We start from the raw sequence: 19,001 nt of genomic DNA on the forward strand, positions 1-19,001 counted from the left end.
GTAATTATCTGCTCGCCGGTCATCTGATTCCTAAAGTCCCATTCTTTCTCCAAAACGGGTGCATCGATGGTGGAGATGTCCTTTGCTTTTAACTTCGAGAAAGGTGGGATTTGAAGATGTTTCGTGCTTTAAATCGCTTACTCATGTCGCGTACAGGCCCGATCCTGACGGGTGTTGCCGTCGGCATACTTGCACCGCTTTTGACCTTCTGGGGCAATCCGGGCAACATGGGAATTTGCGTAGCTTGCTTTACCAGAGATATTGCTGGAGCCTTAGGGCTTCACAGGGCAGCTACGGTGCAGTACGTTCGGCCCGAACTTGCCGGATTCATGTTGGGTTCTTTTGTTTCTTCCTTAATGTATGGGGAATACAAGCCAAGGACGGGGTCTTCTCCGATTATCCGTTTTTTCCTTGGTTTTTTTGCCATGATTGGGGCTTTGGTGTTTTTGGGATGCCCATGGAGGGCGTACATCCGCTTGAGCGCCGGGGACTTAAACGCCATACCAGGCATTGAAGGGCTGGCCATTGGCATCGTCATCGGTATAGGGTTCCTCTGGCGTGGGTTCAACTTGGGGCGCAACTTTCCCGCTAAAAGGGCGTTGGGCTACGTGATGCCCGCCATTGCTGTGATGCTCATCGTTTTCGTGTTGCTGCGTCCGAGCTTTGGCCCCGAGGGATCGTCGGCAATCTTTTTTTCCAAGGAAGGCCCTGGTTCCATGGCAGCGCCCGTGGCGTTGTCGCTTGCGGTAGGTTTGCTTGTCGGGTGGTTAGCCCAGCGGAGCCGCTTTTGCACTGTTGGAGCATTGCGCGATCTGATAATGTTCAAGGACTTTCACCTCTTTAACGGGATTTTGGCCTTCATAGTTGCGGCTTTCATCACGAACCTGTTTCTCGGACAGTTTAAGCTCGGATTTGAAGGACAACCGATCGCCCACACAAAGGCCTTGTGGAATGCCATGGGAATGGTGTTGTCAGGCCTTGCCTTCACCCTTGCTGGTGGATGTCCGGGAAGGCAGTTCATAATGAGCGGAGAAGGGGACGGCGATGCCGCCGTGTTTGTTCTCGGGATGTTGTTTGGCGCTGCCATTGCGCACAACTTCAACCTGGCCAGCTCGCCGGCAGGCCCGGGCACATATGGCCCCGCGGCGACAGTGGTTGGCATCGTGTTTTGTCTTTTCGTGGGTTTCCTTATGAGGGAGAAAATCTAGAGTGCGGAGGAAGAGGTGAACAAAAATGGCGGAAGCGGTAATTGTTGATGCCAGAGGGCTTTCATGTCCGCAGCCGGTCGTCGAGACGAAAAAAGCCATTAAAAAAACGCCTTACGGTGAAATACACGTGCTGGTGGATACGATGACGTCGGTGATGAACGTGAGCAGGTTCGCCAAAAGCAACGGTTGGATGGCCGAATACGAGGAACTGCCGGAAGGCAGCTTTACAATCATACTAAGAAAGTAACATTGCTTTTAATCGCCGGCTTGATGGCGCTCTCAAGCCGGCGGACATTGTGGTTAGATACTGTATTGCCTGTCAAGGGATAAAGGACATTTTGGGCAAAACTGCTATAATGATTTTGCCTCAGGAGGAAAAGAAAATACTTTTTTGGATACACTGTTCTTACCCTTAATCAAAAGATACGTTTATTGTCTGTATATGCCGCCAGTGCATTGGAGCTTTTTGATTCATCTAAATAACGTTTAGTTCAGTTGTAGAAAATGTTATCTTATCGTTAAAACTAAAAAAAGAATATAGGTGATCGAAAATTGCTAATATTTATCGAGATATTATCTTTATCTTCTTTATCCTTTAAACCCGATGAAAATGCTTGGAGCAATGCCGAAGATGTTTAATGTCCGAATGGTTTTCGCTTATTTGTCATGTCTTATTGTTATTATGGTCACCTTGTTTCCTTCAGAGGTAGTTTTTGCAGTAGAAAATCCAAAGGATACAACCAGAAACACTACTCTTAAAGGAGATCCAAATTGTGTTAACGACGGTACGATCTATACGTGGACGAATTACGGATATGGCATGCATGCAAAAGATGAAGGCAATTACGCATCAAACTTCGGCACTGTAATTACGCAAGGATTTTCTGCCCTGGGCATGTACGTCCGTAACCGAGCAATTGCCACGAACAGCGGTAGTATATCCACGGGTATGAAAGGCGACTCTAACTATGGCGAAGGTGCCCACGGAATGTATGCCAGTTATGCCGCTAATATCGATAATAAGGGCGAAATAATCACGTACGGAGTTAATGCCCTTGGAATGTACGGAAATGGAGCTAAAGTCACTAACAGCGGCATCATAACCGTAACGGGTACAAATGCCGAGGCGGTTATACCGAGACCAACGGCTACACCTACGGCGACTACGATACGACCGTTACAGAAGGTGTAATAGGCGTGAGGTTTAAGGGAGAGTTTATCTCCAAGGACGGCTCGAGGTTTTCTCCTTACTTGAGGCTTTCCTATGTAAACGTCCTTTCGGGAGACGACGTTACCATAGACGAGACACGTTATGGAACAAAAAGATGGTTCACCGAAGAGCTCGATGACGACTACTTCGTCGCAGACCTTGGCATGACCCTTTATTCCGCAGATAACTTCAACGTCTCCTTAAGCTACAACGGAAGATTTGGAGACAATACCGACTCTCACGGCGGTTGGCTCAGGCTTGAGTGGAAGCAGTGATTTACTGGCTCAAGCTTCAAAACAAGCTCATGGAAGTTGACGCTACCTCCCCTGAGGTCTTTAAGAGACCTTTAAATTGGCCTCGCATCTTGTATGTAAGAGACCATAGAAGCATTACACGGACATGGGTGTAGAGCGAAGCATTTCTCAAGCTAAAAGACAAATCTATAGATTATTTTTTTGAGTGTTTTAAGCTACAATAAAGTTAAAGAAGTGTTAAATAAGTTGTCGCGCGAGGGAAAAATCTATGAACAAAATTATAACATTTCACATGGTTGCAAAATGTAAGAGTTTTACAAGGGCAGCAGAATCTCTCGGGTTAACCCAACCAGCAGTCAGCCTCCAAATTAAATCACTTGAAGATGAATGTGGAATGGAGCTATTTGAAAGGGTTGGTAAGAACATTCTACTAACGGATGCAGGCAAAACATTGCTGTTATACGTGGAGAAAATCTTACATACAATGGAAGAGGCTAAAAGAGCGCTTAAAGAAGCTCAGGATCCGTTAAGTGGGGAAATAAAATTTGGAGCAAGCATACTTTCTGGAATTTACGTCATTCCTCCAATTCTTGGTAAATTTAAAAGGGAACATCCACATGTCACGTTCTCCGTAAAAATAAGGTTTGCGAGAGACCTCATTGAGAGCATAGAAGACAATAAAATCGATTTCGCTATTATGGGAGAAGGCGATAAAAGCCAAAGAAAACAAGGTCTTTCTTTTACCTCTTTGTTGGAAGATGAGTTAGTTTTCGTCACTTCTCCGATGCATAAACTTGCTAGCAAAAAGACAGTTTCCGCTTACGAGGTGTTAAATCAAGATCTTATATTAACAGAAAAATATTCTGCTACACGTAATTACATTGATTCTGAGTTTAATAGATATGGAGTATGTATCGAACCTTATCTTGAACTGGGAAACATAGAGGTAGTAAAAAAATTGGTTGCTGAAGATTTTGGCTCTAGTATTCTATCGTGGATTTCAGTAAAAAGGGAAGTAGCAGAGGGTAATCTCCATGCATCAAAAATAGAAGAAATGAACCTCGTTAGAAGGGTTTTTCTAGTTAAGAGGAAGGGGAAAAAATTCTTGCCTGCCACAAATCTTTTTTTAAGCTTTTTAAAGTCGGAGACGGGATCAATTACGGAAACTTTTGGTTATGAGTAATTTTTATCATATTGAGAAGACATCTTTGTGATTGTATAAAATAAAAGTCGGAGAGACAGTGATTTGCAGATTTCTGATAAATGAACCCTTGAGGGAGCGTGTTCCTACAAGGGTTCATTTATCATGTCACGAATATCTATAAAAAAGCGTCACATTAAATAATGATCGCATCACCAAAATGAGGAGATCTTATGTCGAGATTAAACTTTTCACGCAATTTGTTGGCAAGGTTTGTCGATTTGGGTTCTTCTCCGTGATGGATTAGGATTAACTTTGCGTTAGAAAGCGTCTTGTTTATTATGAATTTATTGTCTGCTAGGTCAGTATGCACTTTTAGCTCTGATAGCGATAACACTGCGTTAATGGATACTTCCCCTTCAGCAAGTTTTCTGCCAAGGGTGCCTGGTGCAAGAAACCCCGAAAGAATAATCTTGTTTTGTGGTTTATCTTTGAGGAGATTGAAAATTTTAAGTGCTGGACCGGAAGACAGCATAGCATCCGGCGCTATAAAGATAGCTCCCTTTTCAACAAGGTCGTATAATTTGGATTCATCGATAATTTTAAAATAGGGAGAATCGACTAGCTTGTTGAGCATTCCAATGGCCTCGGGTTTGATATAATGCGGATATTTTAGAACTCGTTTTGTATTTTCTATGATTGATTTTGAAATGTATATTTCTTTATCTATTTTTGATAAATTTTCCAACAAAAGCAAACAAACCACTTGCCCTCTTCCTAACGCTGCCGAAGGTATGAGGACGTTGAATCTGCCAGAAGTGACATTTTCAATAAATTTTTTTTCTAGTAATTCCTTAGGCATTATTTTATCTCCGTAAGATCCATTGATTATGCCTATTTCAGCATCAAAATCAAGGTAGGGTTCCGGATTGATTGCATCATTGAAATTTATGTCGCCGAAATGTGCGATTGTCTTTTCGTCCTTTATATGTACAATGGCAGATCCTACAAGGTGACCGCTGGGAAAGAATGTTATCAACGTACCTTTCCCTGCCTCAAATTCCTGAAAGTATGGTTTTGTGACAAATAATTTCTCCAATTCATAGATGCTTTGTTTGTCGTAAGGGGGGACAAGCCCATGACTTTCATAGCTCTTATGCCAACTCTCGCAATAAGTAATAGTAAATTCCTTTGTAGGTAGAGTGGCATAAATGGGCACATTTATACCTTTCTCGACCAATAAAGGAAGCATTGCGGTATGATCCTGGTGAGCATGCGTTACCACGATAAAGTCAAGCTCAGGGAAGTCCTCCAAAGGCAACTCGCCAAGGATGCCTTCTCCAACTGTCTTTTTAACGCCATAATCTACTAGAAAACATGATTTACCCTCAACCAGCAGAGCACTGCGACCCTGCTCGCCAAATCCGCCAAGACATTTCAGTCTCACTTTCTTACCTCCTTTTCCTCATGCTCGCAATTGCGCCAATAGACTGGTTCTCCCTTGCCGAAAACCATGGCATCATAGGCAAGCTTGGTTTTACCCAGGTAATCACCACTGCGATCAAGGGCGATCCCTCTTCCAAAAACTGTAACTATTGTCCCAATTCCTATTTCACGGAGTGTAACTCCGAATTGCCTTAAAAGATGAGGCGCGCTTCCCGGTTCAGTGCTTCTTCCGTCGAGAATGATATGAAGATAGGCGTTTTCAAGATTCTGAGATCTTGCCAACATGAGAACATTCGACACATAGTCTATGACGCCGTGAGAACTTTTGTGAGAAAGTAAGCCTATGAGATGAAGACACCCTTTGGAATCATGGAGTCTATTTACAGCTTCCAGTAAAACAGGATTTTTGAAAAAGCTACCATCAGCGATGCTTTTTTCGATTATCACATCATCTTGTAGCACGACACGGCCTGCGCCTAGATTTATATGACCTGCCTCGGAATTGCCGGGTTGATCTTTTTTCAACCCAACGTCCTCGCCCGAGGCCTTGAGGATTGTATGCGGATATTCTCGCAAAAGTCTGTTGTAAAAAGGGGCACCGGCGACGTATATTGGGTTTTTTGAGTCTTCCTTACCAATGCCCCAACCATCTAACACTATTAAAAGTACCTTGCGCTGGTTAATTGCTGTACGCGCTCGAAAAAGGCTCTTTTCAAAAATTTCAGGTGGCTCTATACCCATAGAGACAAGGACGGTTGAAGCTACGTTAGCAAGTCTTCCCTCCTTGAGGGAAATCTCTTGAACCGAAGGGCCAACAAGCAAGAAGGGAACAGGGTTTGTAGTATGGCTGACGTTAGGTCTCCCATCGTCTTTGTAACCGACTTCAAGAACACCGTGGTCTGCTGTGATCATTACTGTATACTTTTGTTTAATCGCGGCTGTTACTACATCTTCAAGCGTTTTGTCTATTCCCTTAACACATGTTACTTTGGCATCGAAATCAGCAGTATGACCTATGATGTCCCCGTTGGCAAAATTTGCTAGTATGAAATTGTATTTGTCTTTATTTATTTCCTCAATAAGTCTTGTAGATACTTCGGAAAGTTTTAGTAATGGTATTTTCTCGTAAGGGATGCCCCTGTGGGATGGTATTTTTACGTCATCCTCCAAGGGAAAAACTATGTTTTCCCCGCCGTTGAAAAAGAAGGTTACATGGGCAAATTTTTCAGACTCGGCTATTCTTAATTGTTTTAGTTTGGATCTTGAAATAACCTCCCCGAGGGTGTTTGAAACAGTTTCGAATTTGAATGCAATTGGAAGATTTAAAGATACGTATTTAGAGTGATACAGGGTAAAGAGAACGAAAAAAAGGTTCGAGAAATTTTTCCTCTCAAAATAGGTGAACTCGGGCTCAACAAAGCAATCTGTAAGCTGAATTTCCCGTTCGCCTCTTTTACAGCAAAAAACAACCGAGTCACCATCATTTATTAACCCAATTGATTTGCCATCTGCATTCTTTAAAACAAGAGGCTTCATGTAATAGTCGCTTTCACCCCGCATATAAGCTTCTTCAATAGCCTTAGCCAAAATTTCGGAGGTTTCTATGAACTTTCCCATGGTGTCACCCCTTGGGCGTGATTATATTCCAATGCCAACTATTTTGAACCAGGTTAACCCGGCCACAAGGAACATCAAGTAACCTATCCCGTCGATGATCAGGCCATGCAAAAGTTGATCCCTTACCTTATAGAATCCGCTGGAGTAGTATATGAGGTTAGGTTTACTCTGTGGAGGAAGCGTAATGCACCAACAGATAGTAAAAGCGACAGGGAGCGTAAGGGCGATGACTAATTTGGTAGGATCGGCATTTAGCACTGGTGCTAATTCTTTAGCAAAGGCTATAACCGTGGGAGCAAGTATGGTAATTCTAACAATTTTGCTCGTGAATATTATGTGTGAAAAGAGAGCAATAAACATTACAACTGCGTAAATCTTAAAGAAGGTAACATTGACTAAATTAATTCTCGATAAAATACTATTGATAATAAAAGATGCAGCCCCAGTCTTATCCAATGCCATGCCCACGGCGTAAGCTCCGCAACTGAAAAGCATAAGGTCCCACGGTATTTTTACGTCGCCCCATTTCTTTATAACGCCGATCCCAGGAAGCAAACATAAAGTCGCACCTATCATTGCAGCTAGAGTGGGATCAATCTGTCTATGGAACATTGCCATATGCCACCTGTCAGTGCACCACAAAAACAAAGTGATGAGAAATATGATGAGAGCTTTTTTCTCATTGGCATCCATTGGACCTAAGTCTTTCATTTCCTTTTCCATGTTAGCGAGAGCTTCGCTGCTTACTTTTTCAATTTCTGGTGGAAATAGTTTTAGCCCAACGAAATAACCAATTATGGTAGTCACAATGGCTATTGGCATTGCAGCGATGAGCCAGGTTGAGTAGTATATTTGTGCGCCTGTTGCTTCTTTGATGAAGTTAACTGCCATGACGTTTGCCGATGTTGCGGTAAGTATACCACTCGTTGAAATTTCATTGCTTTGCATATTAACCAGCATCAGCAATTTTCCGAAGTTGCTCTCTCCGGGTATGGCGTTATAAATGTTAGCAAGCGTGATGGCAATGGGAAGCATTAAAGCTGCCCTGGCTGTCGTTGAGGGGATTAAAAATGAAATGGCGAAGTTCACTACGATCATTGCCAGAATAGCGCTTTTCGCAGTTTGTCCAAACCTCGTGACAATAGCCAAAGCTATTCTCTTACCTAGTTTTGTAACTTGCATTGCGGAATTTAATATGAAAGCACACACCATTAACCAAATTACATCGTATCCAAAAACGCCAAGAACGCTTTTTTGATCCCATGCATTAGTTAATATCAAGGCAATCATAGTAACAAAAGCAACTACATACGTGGGAAATGGTTCAGAAATCCATAATGCGAAAGCGCCAAGAAATACAGCTAAAGCAGCTTTGCCTTCGGGTTTCAGGCCACTTTCCGAAACAGGCACGAGGGCATAAACGAGCGCAAAGAGTACAATAGCGGCGGTCACTCCGATTATTTTGGTCAAATTGCCTTCTTTTCCCTTCGTCTTATCCTTCTGCATTTTTCTAGAACCTCCTTTCAATATGATAAAATAATGAAAGTATCCGCATTAAAATTATATTTTTGTAAATATGCATTTGTCAAATTTATTAATCTTATGTTTTTATAAGATTTGCTTATAGTTCCAAGGAATGTGCTGACCGCAACTATAACGAACCCGAGGGATCGTATAATAAACTGCATTATTCGAATTTGTTGCATTCAAAGGCTGAGAATGAGGAAAATTCGGGGACCCACCTAATCTTTTGTTTATATACATACACAAAGCTTGGTTTGAGAGAGTATAAATCGCGTAAAATATTTGTAGGAGTTTTTTAAGGGAAAAAAGAAAGGGACCGCTCCTTTTGGTAGAATCTTTATGTGACCAAAAATTCATAAAGGAGGGTCCCAACTTGAACAAGGATATCTTACTACAAATAGCAATAAACCTTTATACACGACCTTAAAGGGCATATGTCATAGTGGGTTTGATTTTAGCTAAACTAAATACGTTGCCCTTTAGGATACATCGGGGAGTGGTTCCCAAAAATCCTACAAAAACTTGACGCGGTCAACAGTTTTATAGCTGCTCGACGCAATATTTTTAGTTATAATATTGCTAATATTCATTGTATTTAAAAAGGGAGGGAGAAAGGTGCAAAAAGAAAGCTTCAAAAGGCCGAAAGTTGTTCTAATATTAATTATCATCTTATTATTAGTTTCATTTAATAGTTCACATTGTTTTGGCGAGGAAACGAATTCGGGCATATACACTATTCGTCTTAAATCACTTGATCTTGATAGATCAATCATCCAGAACATAGAAAAATCGCTTCCGGCAAAAGGTTCAAATACATACGTATACGTCACACTTCTGAAAGATGGAAAGCCCATTTGGTATTCTACAAAGAGAAAAATTATTTCAGGTGAAACTCACTTTGATTGGCCAAATGATCCTTCTGCGTATTGTAGCATGTTTTGGTCTCCTGATAGTACTATTACAATAAAAGTTTTTTTAAGCGATGATCCTATCGAAGCAGCCCTTTCGGCTGGTGCTGTCGGAGTTGCTGGAGGTGCCGGGGCTGGGGCATTAATCGGTGGTACTTTAGCAGGCCTTTTATCGGGAGGTCTAGGAGCTCCTGCAGGTGCAATTATAGGTGCCGCAATTGGTGGGGCAATTGGCGGCACAGGAGGGGTAACGGTGGGAGCTATTGCTGCTAAAGACACATTAGCATTTGAAAAGCATTTTGATGGAGTTGAAGAATTTCCTATTTCTGAAAATATCGTGGTATCAAAAACAAGTCCTCTCGGTGAGTTAGTAGAAAATAGAATTTCTTTTGTCACACAACAAAAGAATGAGCCATTGGGGGCAAACCAACTTGAATTACAAAAGAAATACCTCGTTCGGGTAAAGGATATTTATTTGTCTGAATATGCATGCCAAAAGGGCGGGAAGGTTGTTGAGGAAAATCGTTACTATATGATTTTAAGAATTGGGAATACTTTAGTTCGATGGCCAGTCAATGAAAAGGAATACTTTTCATATGATCCTAATATGCCAATTAGTCCAGAGGTTTTGGTCGTGTTCGTTAATACGGGCGAAGAAACTGAAATTTCAATTTACAGCAAAGTGAGGCTTCTGAAAGATGCTTTAATTTTTTCATCTAAAGTGGCCAAGTTGGATGGGAAAAACTGGGTTTTCCAAGGGGCGAGTTATTCGTCTGACCCCCAGGATCGGTCAAGTAAAGTCGTTTGTGAAACTTATGGACCGATTAACTGATCGACTAGGAAAGAGAAACGGGGGAACTATAAATAATGGGACGACAAGTTTTTATAATTATCCGAAAGCTTATCTTCATAATCTTAATTTCATTGGTTAGTTTTTTGATGGAAGATGTAAACGTTTGGGCCGGGGAAATCCCATCCTCTAAGGTACTAATCGAACAAGAGATTGAAAAGCTAGAAAAAACAAAAGAACAGATGTCAAGGAAAGGTGTAGATTACTTGAAGAAGATCGAGGTCGATGATGAGATATATTTTTTAAAAAAATGTCTCGCATCAATAGACTTGGTTGCCCTAGCAAAAGAAAGATATGAAAATGCTGTAGATAAAACATCATTTGCCAAATATGTAGGTATATATGATTCACTTTCGATTGCTTCTCGAGTGATGGTTGAATGTCTTCCAGAAGAAACCAGGGAAGAATTCCTGGATTGGTATTTGGAAGCTCGCCTTGAAATGTCAAATATTTCCAGAAATTTGGGATTAGTGTCTGAGGAAGAAAGTAAAGATAATGCTCACCATGACAGTGATATTATACAAGAAGCAGAGTTAGAATTGGATGCGTTAGTTAAGAAAGCTTTGAGCGAATCACTTCAAGATATTAATAGTATTGAACCAAACGGTTTTTTGTATGGGATCTTAGTTAAATGTCAAAAATTGCATGATAATTTGAATGATGCTTTAAATAAGTCGATAGATTTAGTGGATTTAGATGATGCAATTATTAAAGCACAGAAGACCATACAAATCATTAAAAATAGGCAAAGTTTAAAGTATAATCTTTGGGCTGAGAAAATCGTAAGATCTGTTGATATTAATAAAAAGTATGATGCGGATGAAGCATCATACTTATATAAAAAACTAGGGTTGATTGATTTAAATTTAATATTTGAGCCTTCGTTAGCTAGAGCAATAACAGAGAGGATGTATATCCTCTATGATCAGATAAAAACAGAACAGCAAAAAGCAAGAGTACGTTACGAGTCAATTTTTCTCCTTGATGAAAGGAAGGGGTTAAATGATTTCTAAAAAAAGATACTTTGCTTTATGTATAGTCATTATTTTTGTTATATTAACAGGAGACGAAGGATTGGCCTTTTCTCACATCGCCAATTATAATTATGATGACTACGGATCTAAGTACGATATCATGTTTCCTCCTTTAATAATAGGTGGATCCAGACCGTTTTTATTCCCAAGTGATTTTCTTTCTCCTGCAATCCACGATTTTCTAAATAGAAGAGCAGGCAGGTTAATAGTTACTGCAAATGAGGCGGTTCGATTTACTAGATCTGGTTGGCCACAATTTAAACCTGTTTTTTCAGTAAGAATGCCGGGAAATATGATTACTGCTTCGAGATCAGTTCATAAAAGATATGTTTGGCAGAAGTTTTACGAGGATCTTAAAAATAATCCGGAAAAATATAATTTCACCAAAAAACAAATAGAGGCTATTGAAGAAGCGGCAAGAACTGGGAAAAATCCAAAAGGTTTAGGGTTCGTAGTGCATCATTCTGAACGACCAGGAGTAATACAAGTGGTAAGCGAATCAACTCACAGGGAGGTTCATCATGTAGGCGGGTTTGAGAGGACAAGAAACTTAAGCGCGAGCAATATTATGAAAGCCACTATGAACAGGTGGATAAAGATCGCACTTGCAGATTTTGTTTTTTCAGTTGGATATTCTTTTGCAACTAATCAGGCTAATATGACAGAGGTTAAAAAGATTTCTGGAAGTGTATTTAGCGCTTGGGGAGCAGCAAATGTTACTGAGTTTTTACTGGATTATCTGCCGACAAGAGTAGCGTCAACATCTCTGCCTATCCTTATGTTTGAACCTGCGACTACGATTGCAACTATTACATATGTTATTACCCGTACTCTCGTCTACAAAATTTTGGATGATTATCAAAAGGAGCAACTGCTGAAAGTAGAGGCGGCGTGTATGCTTGCAGAGGATAAAGCAAGGTGGTCTAAACTGCAACAAGAGGTAGAAAGAAATAGCCAATATTTAATGGAATTAACAGTGATTAACTAAGAAAGGGATGGTGCTTACAGTTGAAGTGGATAAATTTTAGTAGTCCAATAACGAAGGATGATGTGCTATTTGTAGAGAAAGAAACTGGTTTGATGTTGCCAGAAGACTATGTTGTCTGTGTATTACAACATAATGGAGGAACACCTATCCCCTCTGGACTGCCTGATATCGAAACTGAAATTGATCATTTACATAGTCTAAATAAAGAGGATGAAGATTTCGTTTTAATTTATTATCGATTATTTGAAAAAGAAAGCAACGGTCTTCTATTCCCATTTGGCAGTGACGGGTGTGGCAATTATTTTTGTTTCATGTACAAGAATAAGAAAGATAAAAATCCAACTGTTGTATTCTATGATCATGAGGTGCAAAGAATCACATTCTTGGCATTAACATTTTCAGATTTATTAAATTCTTTAGTTGATGAATAATAATGATTGATTTTAAAAGCCTGTTATATAATTTGGCTCACATTATTGATCATAAAATACCAAACCATGATTTAAAAAGTGGGAATTTCTTTTAAATCATTGACGTAAATTGGGTTAGGGAAAAGGAGCCTTTTCAAGAATGACCTCATCTCTCCCGTGACGTCTCCATAGTAAATGGGAGATCCCAAGATCAGGGCATCAACGGTTCGTGTCTCCTCTAGAAGGGGAGCCAAATCGTCATTTACGGCACACCTCCCACAGCTTTCGCCGCCCTTTAATTTGCAGGCAAAGCAGCTCATGCAGCCTTTGTAGTCGAGGTCATAAAGATGTATCAACTTGGTCTCGACTCCAACCAACTCAGCCCCTTTTAGGGCATACTTGAATAGAGTAGCAGTATTCCACTTCTTTCTCGGACTTCCGTTAATAGCAACAACTTTCACTTACAACACATCCTTGTTAGGTTACCCAAACAATATAAAACCTGACATGGACAGCATACCAAACGCTAAGCATTTAAAGCCCCAACTTTGCATGACGAATCCTCAACTTTCGGTTCGGCTATAGCTGTTCTTGAACTGCTATAATTATATTTGGGCCATTGGAACAAGGGACAAGATGTTAACTTGAAAAAATGCTTTAAAGTCAGCAAAAGAAGGCGGTAATGCTGTATTGTGAATCTGAATAACGAAAAAGAAATTGAAACAAAGCTACGCAACTTTTTTGCCAGAGAAGACAAAACAAAACTGGTCTTTCTAATCGGCTCTTACGCCAAAAGGGCGGCAAGGCCAGATAGCGACGTGGATGTCGCCGTGCTTTTTGGCAGATCTTTCGACATAAAGCAGGTTTTTGAATTGAAAGAACGGCTTACTCAACTGCTTGGAAAAGATGTAGATCTGGTAGTCCTCGATAGTGCCGGTCCGGTGATGAAAATGCAGGCGTTAAAGACAGGCATCCTGCTTTATGCAGAAAGGGGAGCTTACGAGCAGTTTTTTGTAGCAACGATAAACGAGTATGACGACTTGAAGCATTGCCGCAGGGAAATTGAAGAAAACATCTTGAGGAGGCGTCTTTATGCCTGACAAAGACATAGTTTTAGCGAAGGTAGCAATGATACAAAAATGTCTCGATAGAATTCGTGACGTTACGGGTCTTGATCCCAAAAGCCTTGAAGATATAGACAAACAGGATATCTTTGTATTTAACCTACAGCGTGCTATTCAGGCTTGCATAGACCTTGCCGCCCACGCTGTGGCATCAGAGCATTTAGGCCTTCCCGAAAGCGTCAGAGATAACTTCGTCATCTTAAAGGAAAAAGGAGTAATAGGCCCAGAGCTTGCCTCAAGAATGCTCAAAATGACAGGGTTTCGTAATATAGCGGTTCATAATTACCAAGCGCTTGATTTAAATATATTAAAATCCATACTCGTAAACAACTTAAAAGACATCGAGGATTTTTATTCGGCACTTTTACGCCATTGGGGGTTTGTTAGATAAAACAAGCGAATATCATGAAGATCACGATCGCACCTGAAATCTTAAAAGCATACCCTGGTACTCACATAGGCTGGCTTTATGCTCATGTGATCGTAGAGGCAAAAAATGACTACGTTGAAGCCTTAAAATCAGAGCTGCCGCGGATCCTTCAAGAATATGGGCTGTCTAAAACAGAGGAGCTGTCAAAACATCCGAGGATCGCCAATTGGCGGAAAATCTACAGCGCCATGGGCGTCAAGCCCAGCAGCTACCGTTGCTCTTTGGAGGCGCTTTTAAGGCGCGTGATTAAGGGTGAGAACATTTGGAATGTCTCAAGCGTGGTCGATTGCTATAACTGTGTTTCTGTCATGACGCTGCTTCCCATGGGAGCTTATGATGCCTACAAACTTAAAGGAGACCTCACCCTGAGGTACGGAAGAGAAGGTGAGGTGTTCCTTCCCCTCGGATCTGGCGAGGAAATTCCCGTCAAAGAAAGCCACATTGTCTATGCCGATGAAGAAAAGATTTGCTGTTGGCTGTGGAATCACCGCGACAGCAGGTTGTGCGCCGTTACGACCGATACAAAAGAGGCGTACTTTTTCGTCGATGCAGCCCAGGAATCCGACGCACGGGACGTAGAAAAAGCTTTGGACCTACTTTCCCGTCATCTTGAGGCAATTGGATGCAAGGTCAAGGCAAAGGGAATTATAAACAAAGCTACGCCACAGGCACTGGACGTATAAGCACCGGGGTCATATTCGACCTCGGGAACGCCCCCCCTGAAAAAATTCAAGATTAAAGATCTGACCGGGAATGCCCGGGAACTGGAAATTTAGTCTTTCTTCTCGCGGATGTGTTCGAGGCCCTTCTCGAATATTTGTTTGACGTGGTCGTCGGCGAGGGAGTAGAACACGTTTTTTCCCTCGCGCCTGTTTTTTACGAGGTTTGCCTCCCGAAGCGAGCGGAGCTGATGGGAGACGGCGGACTTCGTCATGCCCAAAAGCACTGCCAGGTCGCAGACGCACATCTCGCTTTCATCGAGGGCCCACATAATCTTTACCCTCGTGCTGTCGCCCAGGACCTTGAAGAAATCCGACAAATCGTAAAGCTCCCTTTCGTCGGGCAGTATTTTTCTGACTGCGTCGACAACATCTTCGTGAATTACGTCGCAGTCGCAGACCATTTCGTCCTTTTTCATGCTATGGCCTCCATTTCAACAGAAGTTGGCGCGATAACGCCACCAAAAATGTAATGCCCCTATAAGTATCCACCAATTGTATTCTATCATTAACAAGGGCACTGAAAAAGCGTATTATTTCGCGAGGTTGCGTCGTTCTTGCGCATTGGTGCATATATTTTAAAGGTTCAGGCGATCTTGACAGTTGAACATATACTCAACTATAATTGTCTTGACAGTTGAAGGTACGCTCAATCGTAAAGCCAAGCACAAAGGAGGCGCTGGTATGAAAAGGGCATTTAAGTTGGAGGGACTAAACTGCGCAAACTGCGCGGAGAAGATAGAAAGGGAGATCAAGGCCTTGGAGGGCGTCAACTTCGCATCCGTTAATTTCATGACCTCCAAGATGGTCATCGAAGGCGACGATGCCAGATTTGACGACATCGTCAAGGCAGCGCAAAGGATCGTTACAAGATACGAGCCGGACGTGGTGGTAAAGAAGGCTTAGCGATGTCTATTGAGCCGCATCAAAAAAGGATCGCCGAGATAGCCATAGGTTCGGGGCTTTTTCTTTTTGCCATATTATTAGAGGCCGAAAACGCAGTCCGGCTGTTGCTTTTTTTGGCTGCCTACGCGGTAACCGGCGGCGACGTGATTTTGAGGGCAATAAGAAACGTCTCGCGCAGGCAGATATTCGACGAAAACTTCCTGATGAGCGTTGCAACCGGAGGGGCCTTCTGCATCGGACAGTACAGCGAGGCCGTCGCCGTGATGCTTTTTTACAAGATCGGCATGCTATTTCAGGACAGGGCAGTGGAGAAGTCCAGAAAGTCCATCGCCGAGCTGATGAACATACGCCCCGATTACGCAAACCTTAAACGAGGCGACGCTATAGATCGCGTCGATCCCGACGAAGTAAACATTGGCGACGTCATCGTCATAAAACCGGGCGAGAAGGTCCCCTTAGACTGCGTGGTCATGGAGGGCAGCTCAACCCTTGATAGTTCGCCGTTGACGGGCGAATCGATGCCCAAAGCTGTCCGCGAAGGAGACGAACTGCTAAGCGGGGCCATCAATTTAAATGGCCTGCTCGTCGCTCGTGTAACAAAAAATGCCAGCGAATCGACGGCATCCAAAATCCTGGACTTAGTTGAAAACGCCGCCGCCAAAAAGTCGAGGTCCGAGAACTTCATCACCAAGTTTGCCCGCTTTTATACGCCTGCCGTGGTGGGCGGAGCGGCGTTCATAGCCGTCGTCCCGCCTCTGGCTCTTGAGGGCGCGGCCCTTGGCGATTGGGTCTACAGGGCGCTCGTCTTTCTCGTAATTTCATGTCCCTGCGCGCTGGTGATCTCCATACCCTTGAGCTTCTTTGGCGGGCTTGGCGCCGCTGCAAGGAAGGGCATCCTCGTGAAGGGTAGCAACTACCTGGAAGCGCTGGCCGACGCGGAAGTTGCCGTCTTTGACAAGACTGGCACGCTCACCAAGGGCACTTTCGAGGTACAAGAAGTCGTCTCAAAAGGCATATATAATAATGAAGAAATTTTAAAATTTGCCGCTTGTGCCGAAAGCTTTTCAAATCATCCTGTCTCCCTTTCGATCAGGCGTGCATATGGCAAAGAAATCGACGCCGCACTCATTTCAAACGTCAAAGAAATACCTGGGCAGGGCATCACCGCCACCGTCAACGGCCGCTTCGTCGCAGCGGGAAACGCCAGGCTCATGGATATGCTTGGCATAACTGTCGAAGACCCTGGTGAAGCTGCAACGGTCGTTCACGTCGCAGTCGACAGCGAATACAAAGGCTATATCGTAATAGCAGACGTTATCAAGGAAGACGCAGCCAAAGCCATAAGCGAGATGAAGGCTCAAAAGGTAAAAAAAGTCGTAATGCTTACGGGCGACGCAGAGTCCGTAGCAGAAAGCGTGGCTATGAGCCTTGGCATCGACGAGGCCTACGGCGGGCTGCTTCCCGCGGATAAGGTGCAAAAGGTGGAGGAACTCATGGCGGGCAAATCCGCGAAGGGAAAGCTCATCTTCGTCGGAGACGGCATAAACGACGCCCCTGTGCTTGCGCGGGCAGACGTGGGCATCGCCATGGGAGGGCTTGGGTCGGACGCCGCCATCGAGGCAGCCGACGTGGTCATAATGACTGACGAGCCCTCGAAAGTCCCGGCAGCCATTAAAATTGCCAAGCGAACCCTTAGCAATCGCCAAGCAGAACATCGCCATCGCGTTGGGCGTCAAAGGCGCCGTCTTAGCCTTAGGTGCCCTGGGGATGGCCACCATGTGGGCAGCAGTCTTTGCCGACGTTGGCGTCACGTTAATCGCCATCCTTAACGCAATGCGCACACAAGTATTAGGGTCAGGTCTTTAATCTTGAATTTTAATCTATAACAGGTTAATCTTGTTTCAAAGGGCGAAGTCTTGAGGGTGCTTAGGCAGTAAGTTTTAAACAAAATCCTGTTTTGGTTTGCAAGCTTAAGGCCCTGTCTTCAGAGTTTCGCTTAATACATCATCCCAAGCAGCCACATGGGAATCACGGCAGGCAGGGGGACGTCAAGGCCGTCTCTTACTACGAAGTCTGCGGCTTTGCCCGATTTGCTCTTGCCGCCGACTTCCAGGGTTGCGTCGTCGACGACAAAGTCGCAGATCCTTTCATCATCTGCTGCAAAAACTTTCCTTCCTGCTTCTTCAAAGGAGCAGACGACGAATGCCTCTCGCACGTTTGCCGGGTTTCCGTTTAAGACATAGTAGGTCGACGGGTCGTAGAAAAAGAGCTTCGCTCCTCGTAGGTGACGCTTGGAAGCCGCGCCTTTTCTTTTGATGACGCGAATAAGGCATATACGCGTCATTACTTCAATGAGATCGTATAGCTTTACCTTACCGACACCCCACTCGCGCGTTAGCGACTCCACGCTAATTACAGGAATTGGCGACATGGCAAGATGGCCAACTATTGCCTGCATGAGCCGAAGGTGGTTTTCTGCGATTTGTGGCGTCCAAAAGGGCACATCCGAGAACAACATTTTGTCCAGCACGTTTTTCAACCTCTCCGCGTAATGTCCCTCGAGGAAAAATGGTCGAAGCCCTTGGCGCAAATATTCCCCAAAGGCCGCCAGCGGGTTTATGGCATTTATTACGCCCTGGACCGAGGGCATGTCCGGGTTGAAGGGGTCAATCACGGGAAAGAGGTGATCGTGTTTTATGGCGATGAATTCCCTGAACGAAAGAAGGGGAACCTTGATTTGAACGAACCTGCGCGATAGGTCGGAAACGCCACTTTCAAGCAATGCACTGCTGCTGTCGGTGGCCCAGATCCTTTTACCTGGGAAGGCGTCGTAAAGCGCCTTTAGGTGTACGGCCCATTCGCGGGCGTAATGCAACTCGTCTATGATAACGCCGTCGTAGCCGGCTCTGAAGGCCGCCTCGCATATATCCCACAGCTTAAAGGGCGCCACCAAGGGATTGTCTGCGGGGATGTAAAGCATTTCCTTCGACCTTGACAGCGTTAACGTCGTCTTTCCCACGCCCCTGGGGCCCAGCACAAGCAACCCCCTGGCCGACAGGTCAAGGGCGTCGAAATACGGTCGCAAACGCTTCGGCAAGTTTAAAATGAGGCGGGCCTGTATTTCTTGCAGCTTTGATAGCAACTCTTGCAAGGTCATGATATTCTCCTTTTTTCGTTCTGTCGTAGAACGATTTTATCATATATTCGTTCTTTTGCAAAACTAAATATGCTA

Annotated in this window: 19 protein-coding genes and 1 pseudogene; 14 read left to right on the forward strand and 6 right to left on the reverse strand. The window is 43.5% G+C overall.

Annotated features, from left to right (window positions below; translation table 11 throughout):
* Positions 1 to 116: 116 nt before the first annotated feature.
* The 5 genes and pseudogenes from yedE (at position 117) to AC5SXE_RS04975 (ending at position 3,855) form a co-directional block, all read left to right on the forward strand.
* Positions 117 to 1,208, forward strand: a complete 1,092-nt coding sequence (gene yedE / locus AC5SXE_RS04955) for a YedE family putative selenium transporter (RefSeq protein ID WP_493916819.1) — start codon at positions 117 to 119, stop codon at positions 1,206 to 1,208.
* 25 nt (positions 1,209 to 1,233) lie between these two features.
* Positions 1,234 to 1,455, forward strand: coding sequence for a sulfurtransferase TusA family protein (locus tag AC5SXE_RS04960; RefSeq protein WP_332635825.1), 222 nt, complete (start codon positions 1,234 to 1,236; stop codon positions 1,453 to 1,455).
* A 573-nt stretch (positions 1,456 to 2,028) separates the two neighbouring features.
* On the forward strand, positions 2,029 to 2,400 hold the full coding sequence (locus AC5SXE_RS04965; RefSeq protein ID WP_493917279.1) for a pectate lyase-fold domain-containing protein: 372 nt from the start codon (positions 2,029 to 2,031) through the stop codon (positions 2,398 to 2,400).
* Positions 2,394 to 2,693, forward strand: a pseudogene (locus tag AC5SXE_RS04970) (autotransporter domain-containing protein); the annotation flags it as partial. The gene AC5SXE_RS04965 and the pseudogene AC5SXE_RS04970, both read left to right, overlap by 7 nt.
* A gap of 247 nt (positions 2,694 to 2,940) precedes the next feature.
* The gene (locus AC5SXE_RS04975; protein ID WP_303882609.1) at positions 2,941 to 3,855 is read left to right on the forward strand and encodes a LysR family transcriptional regulator; all 915 of its coding nucleotides are present in this window, start codon (positions 2,941 to 2,943) and stop codon (positions 3,853 to 3,855) included.
* 154 nt (positions 3,856 to 4,009) lie between these two features.
* Here AC5SXE_RS04975 and AC5SXE_RS04980 read toward each other — a convergent pair whose 3' ends face one another.
* The 3 genes from AC5SXE_RS04980 to AC5SXE_RS04990 are packed head-to-tail and all read right to left on the reverse strand — an operon-like array spanning position 4,010 to position 8,382.
* Positions 4,010 to 5,260, reverse strand: a complete 1,251-nt coding sequence (locus AC5SXE_RS04980) for an MBL fold metallo-hydrolase (RefSeq protein WP_493916820.1) — start codon at positions 5,258 to 5,260, stop codon at positions 4,010 to 4,012.
* The gene (locus AC5SXE_RS04985) at positions 5,257 to 6,876 is read right to left on the reverse strand and encodes an alkaline phosphatase family protein (RefSeq protein WP_493916821.1); all 1,620 of its coding nucleotides are present in this window, start codon (positions 6,874 to 6,876) and stop codon (positions 5,257 to 5,259) included. The genes AC5SXE_RS04980 and AC5SXE_RS04985 overlap by 4 nt, the downstream gene beginning before the upstream one ends.
* A gap of 21 nt (positions 6,877 to 6,897) precedes the next feature.
* Complete coding sequence (locus AC5SXE_RS04990) at positions 6,898 to 8,382, reverse strand: SLC13 family permease (RefSeq protein ID WP_303882604.1); 1,485 nt, start codon at positions 8,380 to 8,382, stop codon at positions 6,898 to 6,900.
* 633 nt (positions 8,383 to 9,015) lie between these two features.
* On the opposite strand from AC5SXE_RS04990, the gene AC5SXE_RS04995 reads away from it, so the two are divergent.
* The 4 genes from AC5SXE_RS04995 to AC5SXE_RS05010 are packed head-to-tail and all read left to right on the forward strand — an operon-like array spanning position 9,016 to position 12,611.
* A complete protein-coding gene (locus tag AC5SXE_RS04995; protein WP_050767851.1) occupies positions 9,016 to 10,140 on the forward strand; it encodes a hypothetical protein in 1,125 nt (374 codons plus the stop codon).
* Positions 10,141 to 10,175: 35 nt separating this feature from the next.
* Positions 10,176 to 11,171: a hypothetical protein gene (locus AC5SXE_RS05000; RefSeq protein WP_493916822.1), complete on the forward strand. Its 996-nt coding sequence runs from the start codon at positions 10,176 to 10,178 to the stop codon at positions 11,169 to 11,171.
* Positions 11,161 to 12,180: an HNH endonuclease gene (locus AC5SXE_RS05005; RefSeq protein WP_493916823.1), complete on the forward strand. Its 1,020-nt coding sequence runs from the start codon at positions 11,161 to 11,163 to the stop codon at positions 12,178 to 12,180. The genes AC5SXE_RS05000 and AC5SXE_RS05005 overlap by 11 nt, the downstream gene beginning before the upstream one ends.
* Positions 12,181 to 12,200: 20 nt before the next feature.
* Positions 12,201 to 12,611 (forward strand): SMI1/KNR4 family protein, encoded by a 411-nt coding sequence (locus AC5SXE_RS05010; RefSeq protein WP_332635839.1) that lies wholly within the window; start codon positions 12,201 to 12,203, stop codon positions 12,609 to 12,611.
* A gap of 71 nt (positions 12,612 to 12,682) precedes the next feature.
* On the opposite strand, the gene AC5SXE_RS05015 is transcribed toward AC5SXE_RS05010, so the two are convergent.
* The gene (locus tag AC5SXE_RS05015) at positions 12,683 to 13,051 is read right to left on the reverse strand and encodes a flavodoxin family protein (protein ID WP_493916824.1); all 369 of its coding nucleotides are present in this window, start codon (positions 13,049 to 13,051) and stop codon (positions 12,683 to 12,685) included.
* Positions 13,052 to 13,282: 231 nt separating this feature from the next.
* Here AC5SXE_RS05015 and mntA point away from each other — a divergent pair, with 231 nt between their 5' ends.
* The 3 genes from mntA to AC5SXE_RS05030 are packed head-to-tail and all read left to right on the forward strand — an operon-like array spanning position 13,283 to position 14,827.
* Positions 13,283 to 13,690: a type VII toxin-antitoxin system MntA family adenylyltransferase antitoxin gene (gene mntA, locus AC5SXE_RS05020; protein ID WP_493916825.1), complete on the forward strand. Its 408-nt coding sequence runs from the start codon at positions 13,283 to 13,285 to the stop codon at positions 13,688 to 13,690.
* Positions 13,683 to 14,105, forward strand: a complete 423-nt coding sequence (hepT, locus tag AC5SXE_RS05025) for a type VII toxin-antitoxin system HepT family RNase toxin (RefSeq protein WP_493916826.1) — start codon at positions 13,683 to 13,685, stop codon at positions 14,103 to 14,105. Before mntA ends, hepT begins: the two co-directional genes overlap by 8 nt.
* 14 nt (positions 14,106 to 14,119) lie before the next feature.
* Positions 14,120 to 14,827 (forward strand): B3/B4 domain-containing protein, encoded by a 708-nt coding sequence (locus AC5SXE_RS05030; RefSeq protein ID WP_493916827.1) that lies wholly within the window; start codon positions 14,120 to 14,122, stop codon positions 14,825 to 14,827.
* 89 nt (positions 14,828 to 14,916) lie between these two features.
* On the opposite strand, the gene AC5SXE_RS05035 is transcribed toward AC5SXE_RS05030, so the two are convergent.
* Positions 14,917 to 15,282 (reverse strand): ArsR/SmtB family transcription factor, encoded by a 366-nt coding sequence (locus tag AC5SXE_RS05035; protein WP_493916828.1) that lies wholly within the window; start codon positions 15,280 to 15,282, stop codon positions 14,917 to 14,919.
* A gap of 265 nt (positions 15,283 to 15,547) precedes the next feature.
* Here AC5SXE_RS05035 and AC5SXE_RS05040 point away from each other — a divergent pair, with 265 nt between their 5' ends.
* Both AC5SXE_RS05040 and AC5SXE_RS05045 read left to right on the forward strand, forming a co-directional pair.
* On the forward strand, positions 15,548 to 15,769 hold the full coding sequence (locus AC5SXE_RS05040) for a cation transporter (RefSeq protein ID WP_493916829.1): 222 nt from the start codon (positions 15,548 to 15,550) through the stop codon (positions 15,767 to 15,769).
* Positions 15,770 to 15,771: 2 nt separating this feature from the next.
* The gene (locus AC5SXE_RS05045) at positions 15,772 to 17,598 is read left to right on the forward strand and encodes a heavy metal translocating P-type ATPase (RefSeq protein ID WP_493916830.1); all 1,827 of its coding nucleotides are present in this window, start codon (positions 15,772 to 15,774) and stop codon (positions 17,596 to 17,598) included.
* A gap of 167 nt (positions 17,599 to 17,765) precedes the next feature.
* On the opposite strand, the gene AC5SXE_RS05050 is transcribed toward AC5SXE_RS05045, so the two are convergent.
* Positions 17,766 to 18,926 carry an ATP-binding protein gene (locus tag AC5SXE_RS05050; RefSeq protein WP_493916831.1) on the reverse strand — a complete coding sequence of 387 codons (1,161 nt, stop codon included), beginning with the start codon at positions 18,924 to 18,926 and terminating at the stop codon, positions 17,766 to 17,768.
* Positions 18,927 to 19,001: the final 75 nt, after the last annotated feature.

Source organism: Acetomicrobium sp. (assembly GCF_059026225.1).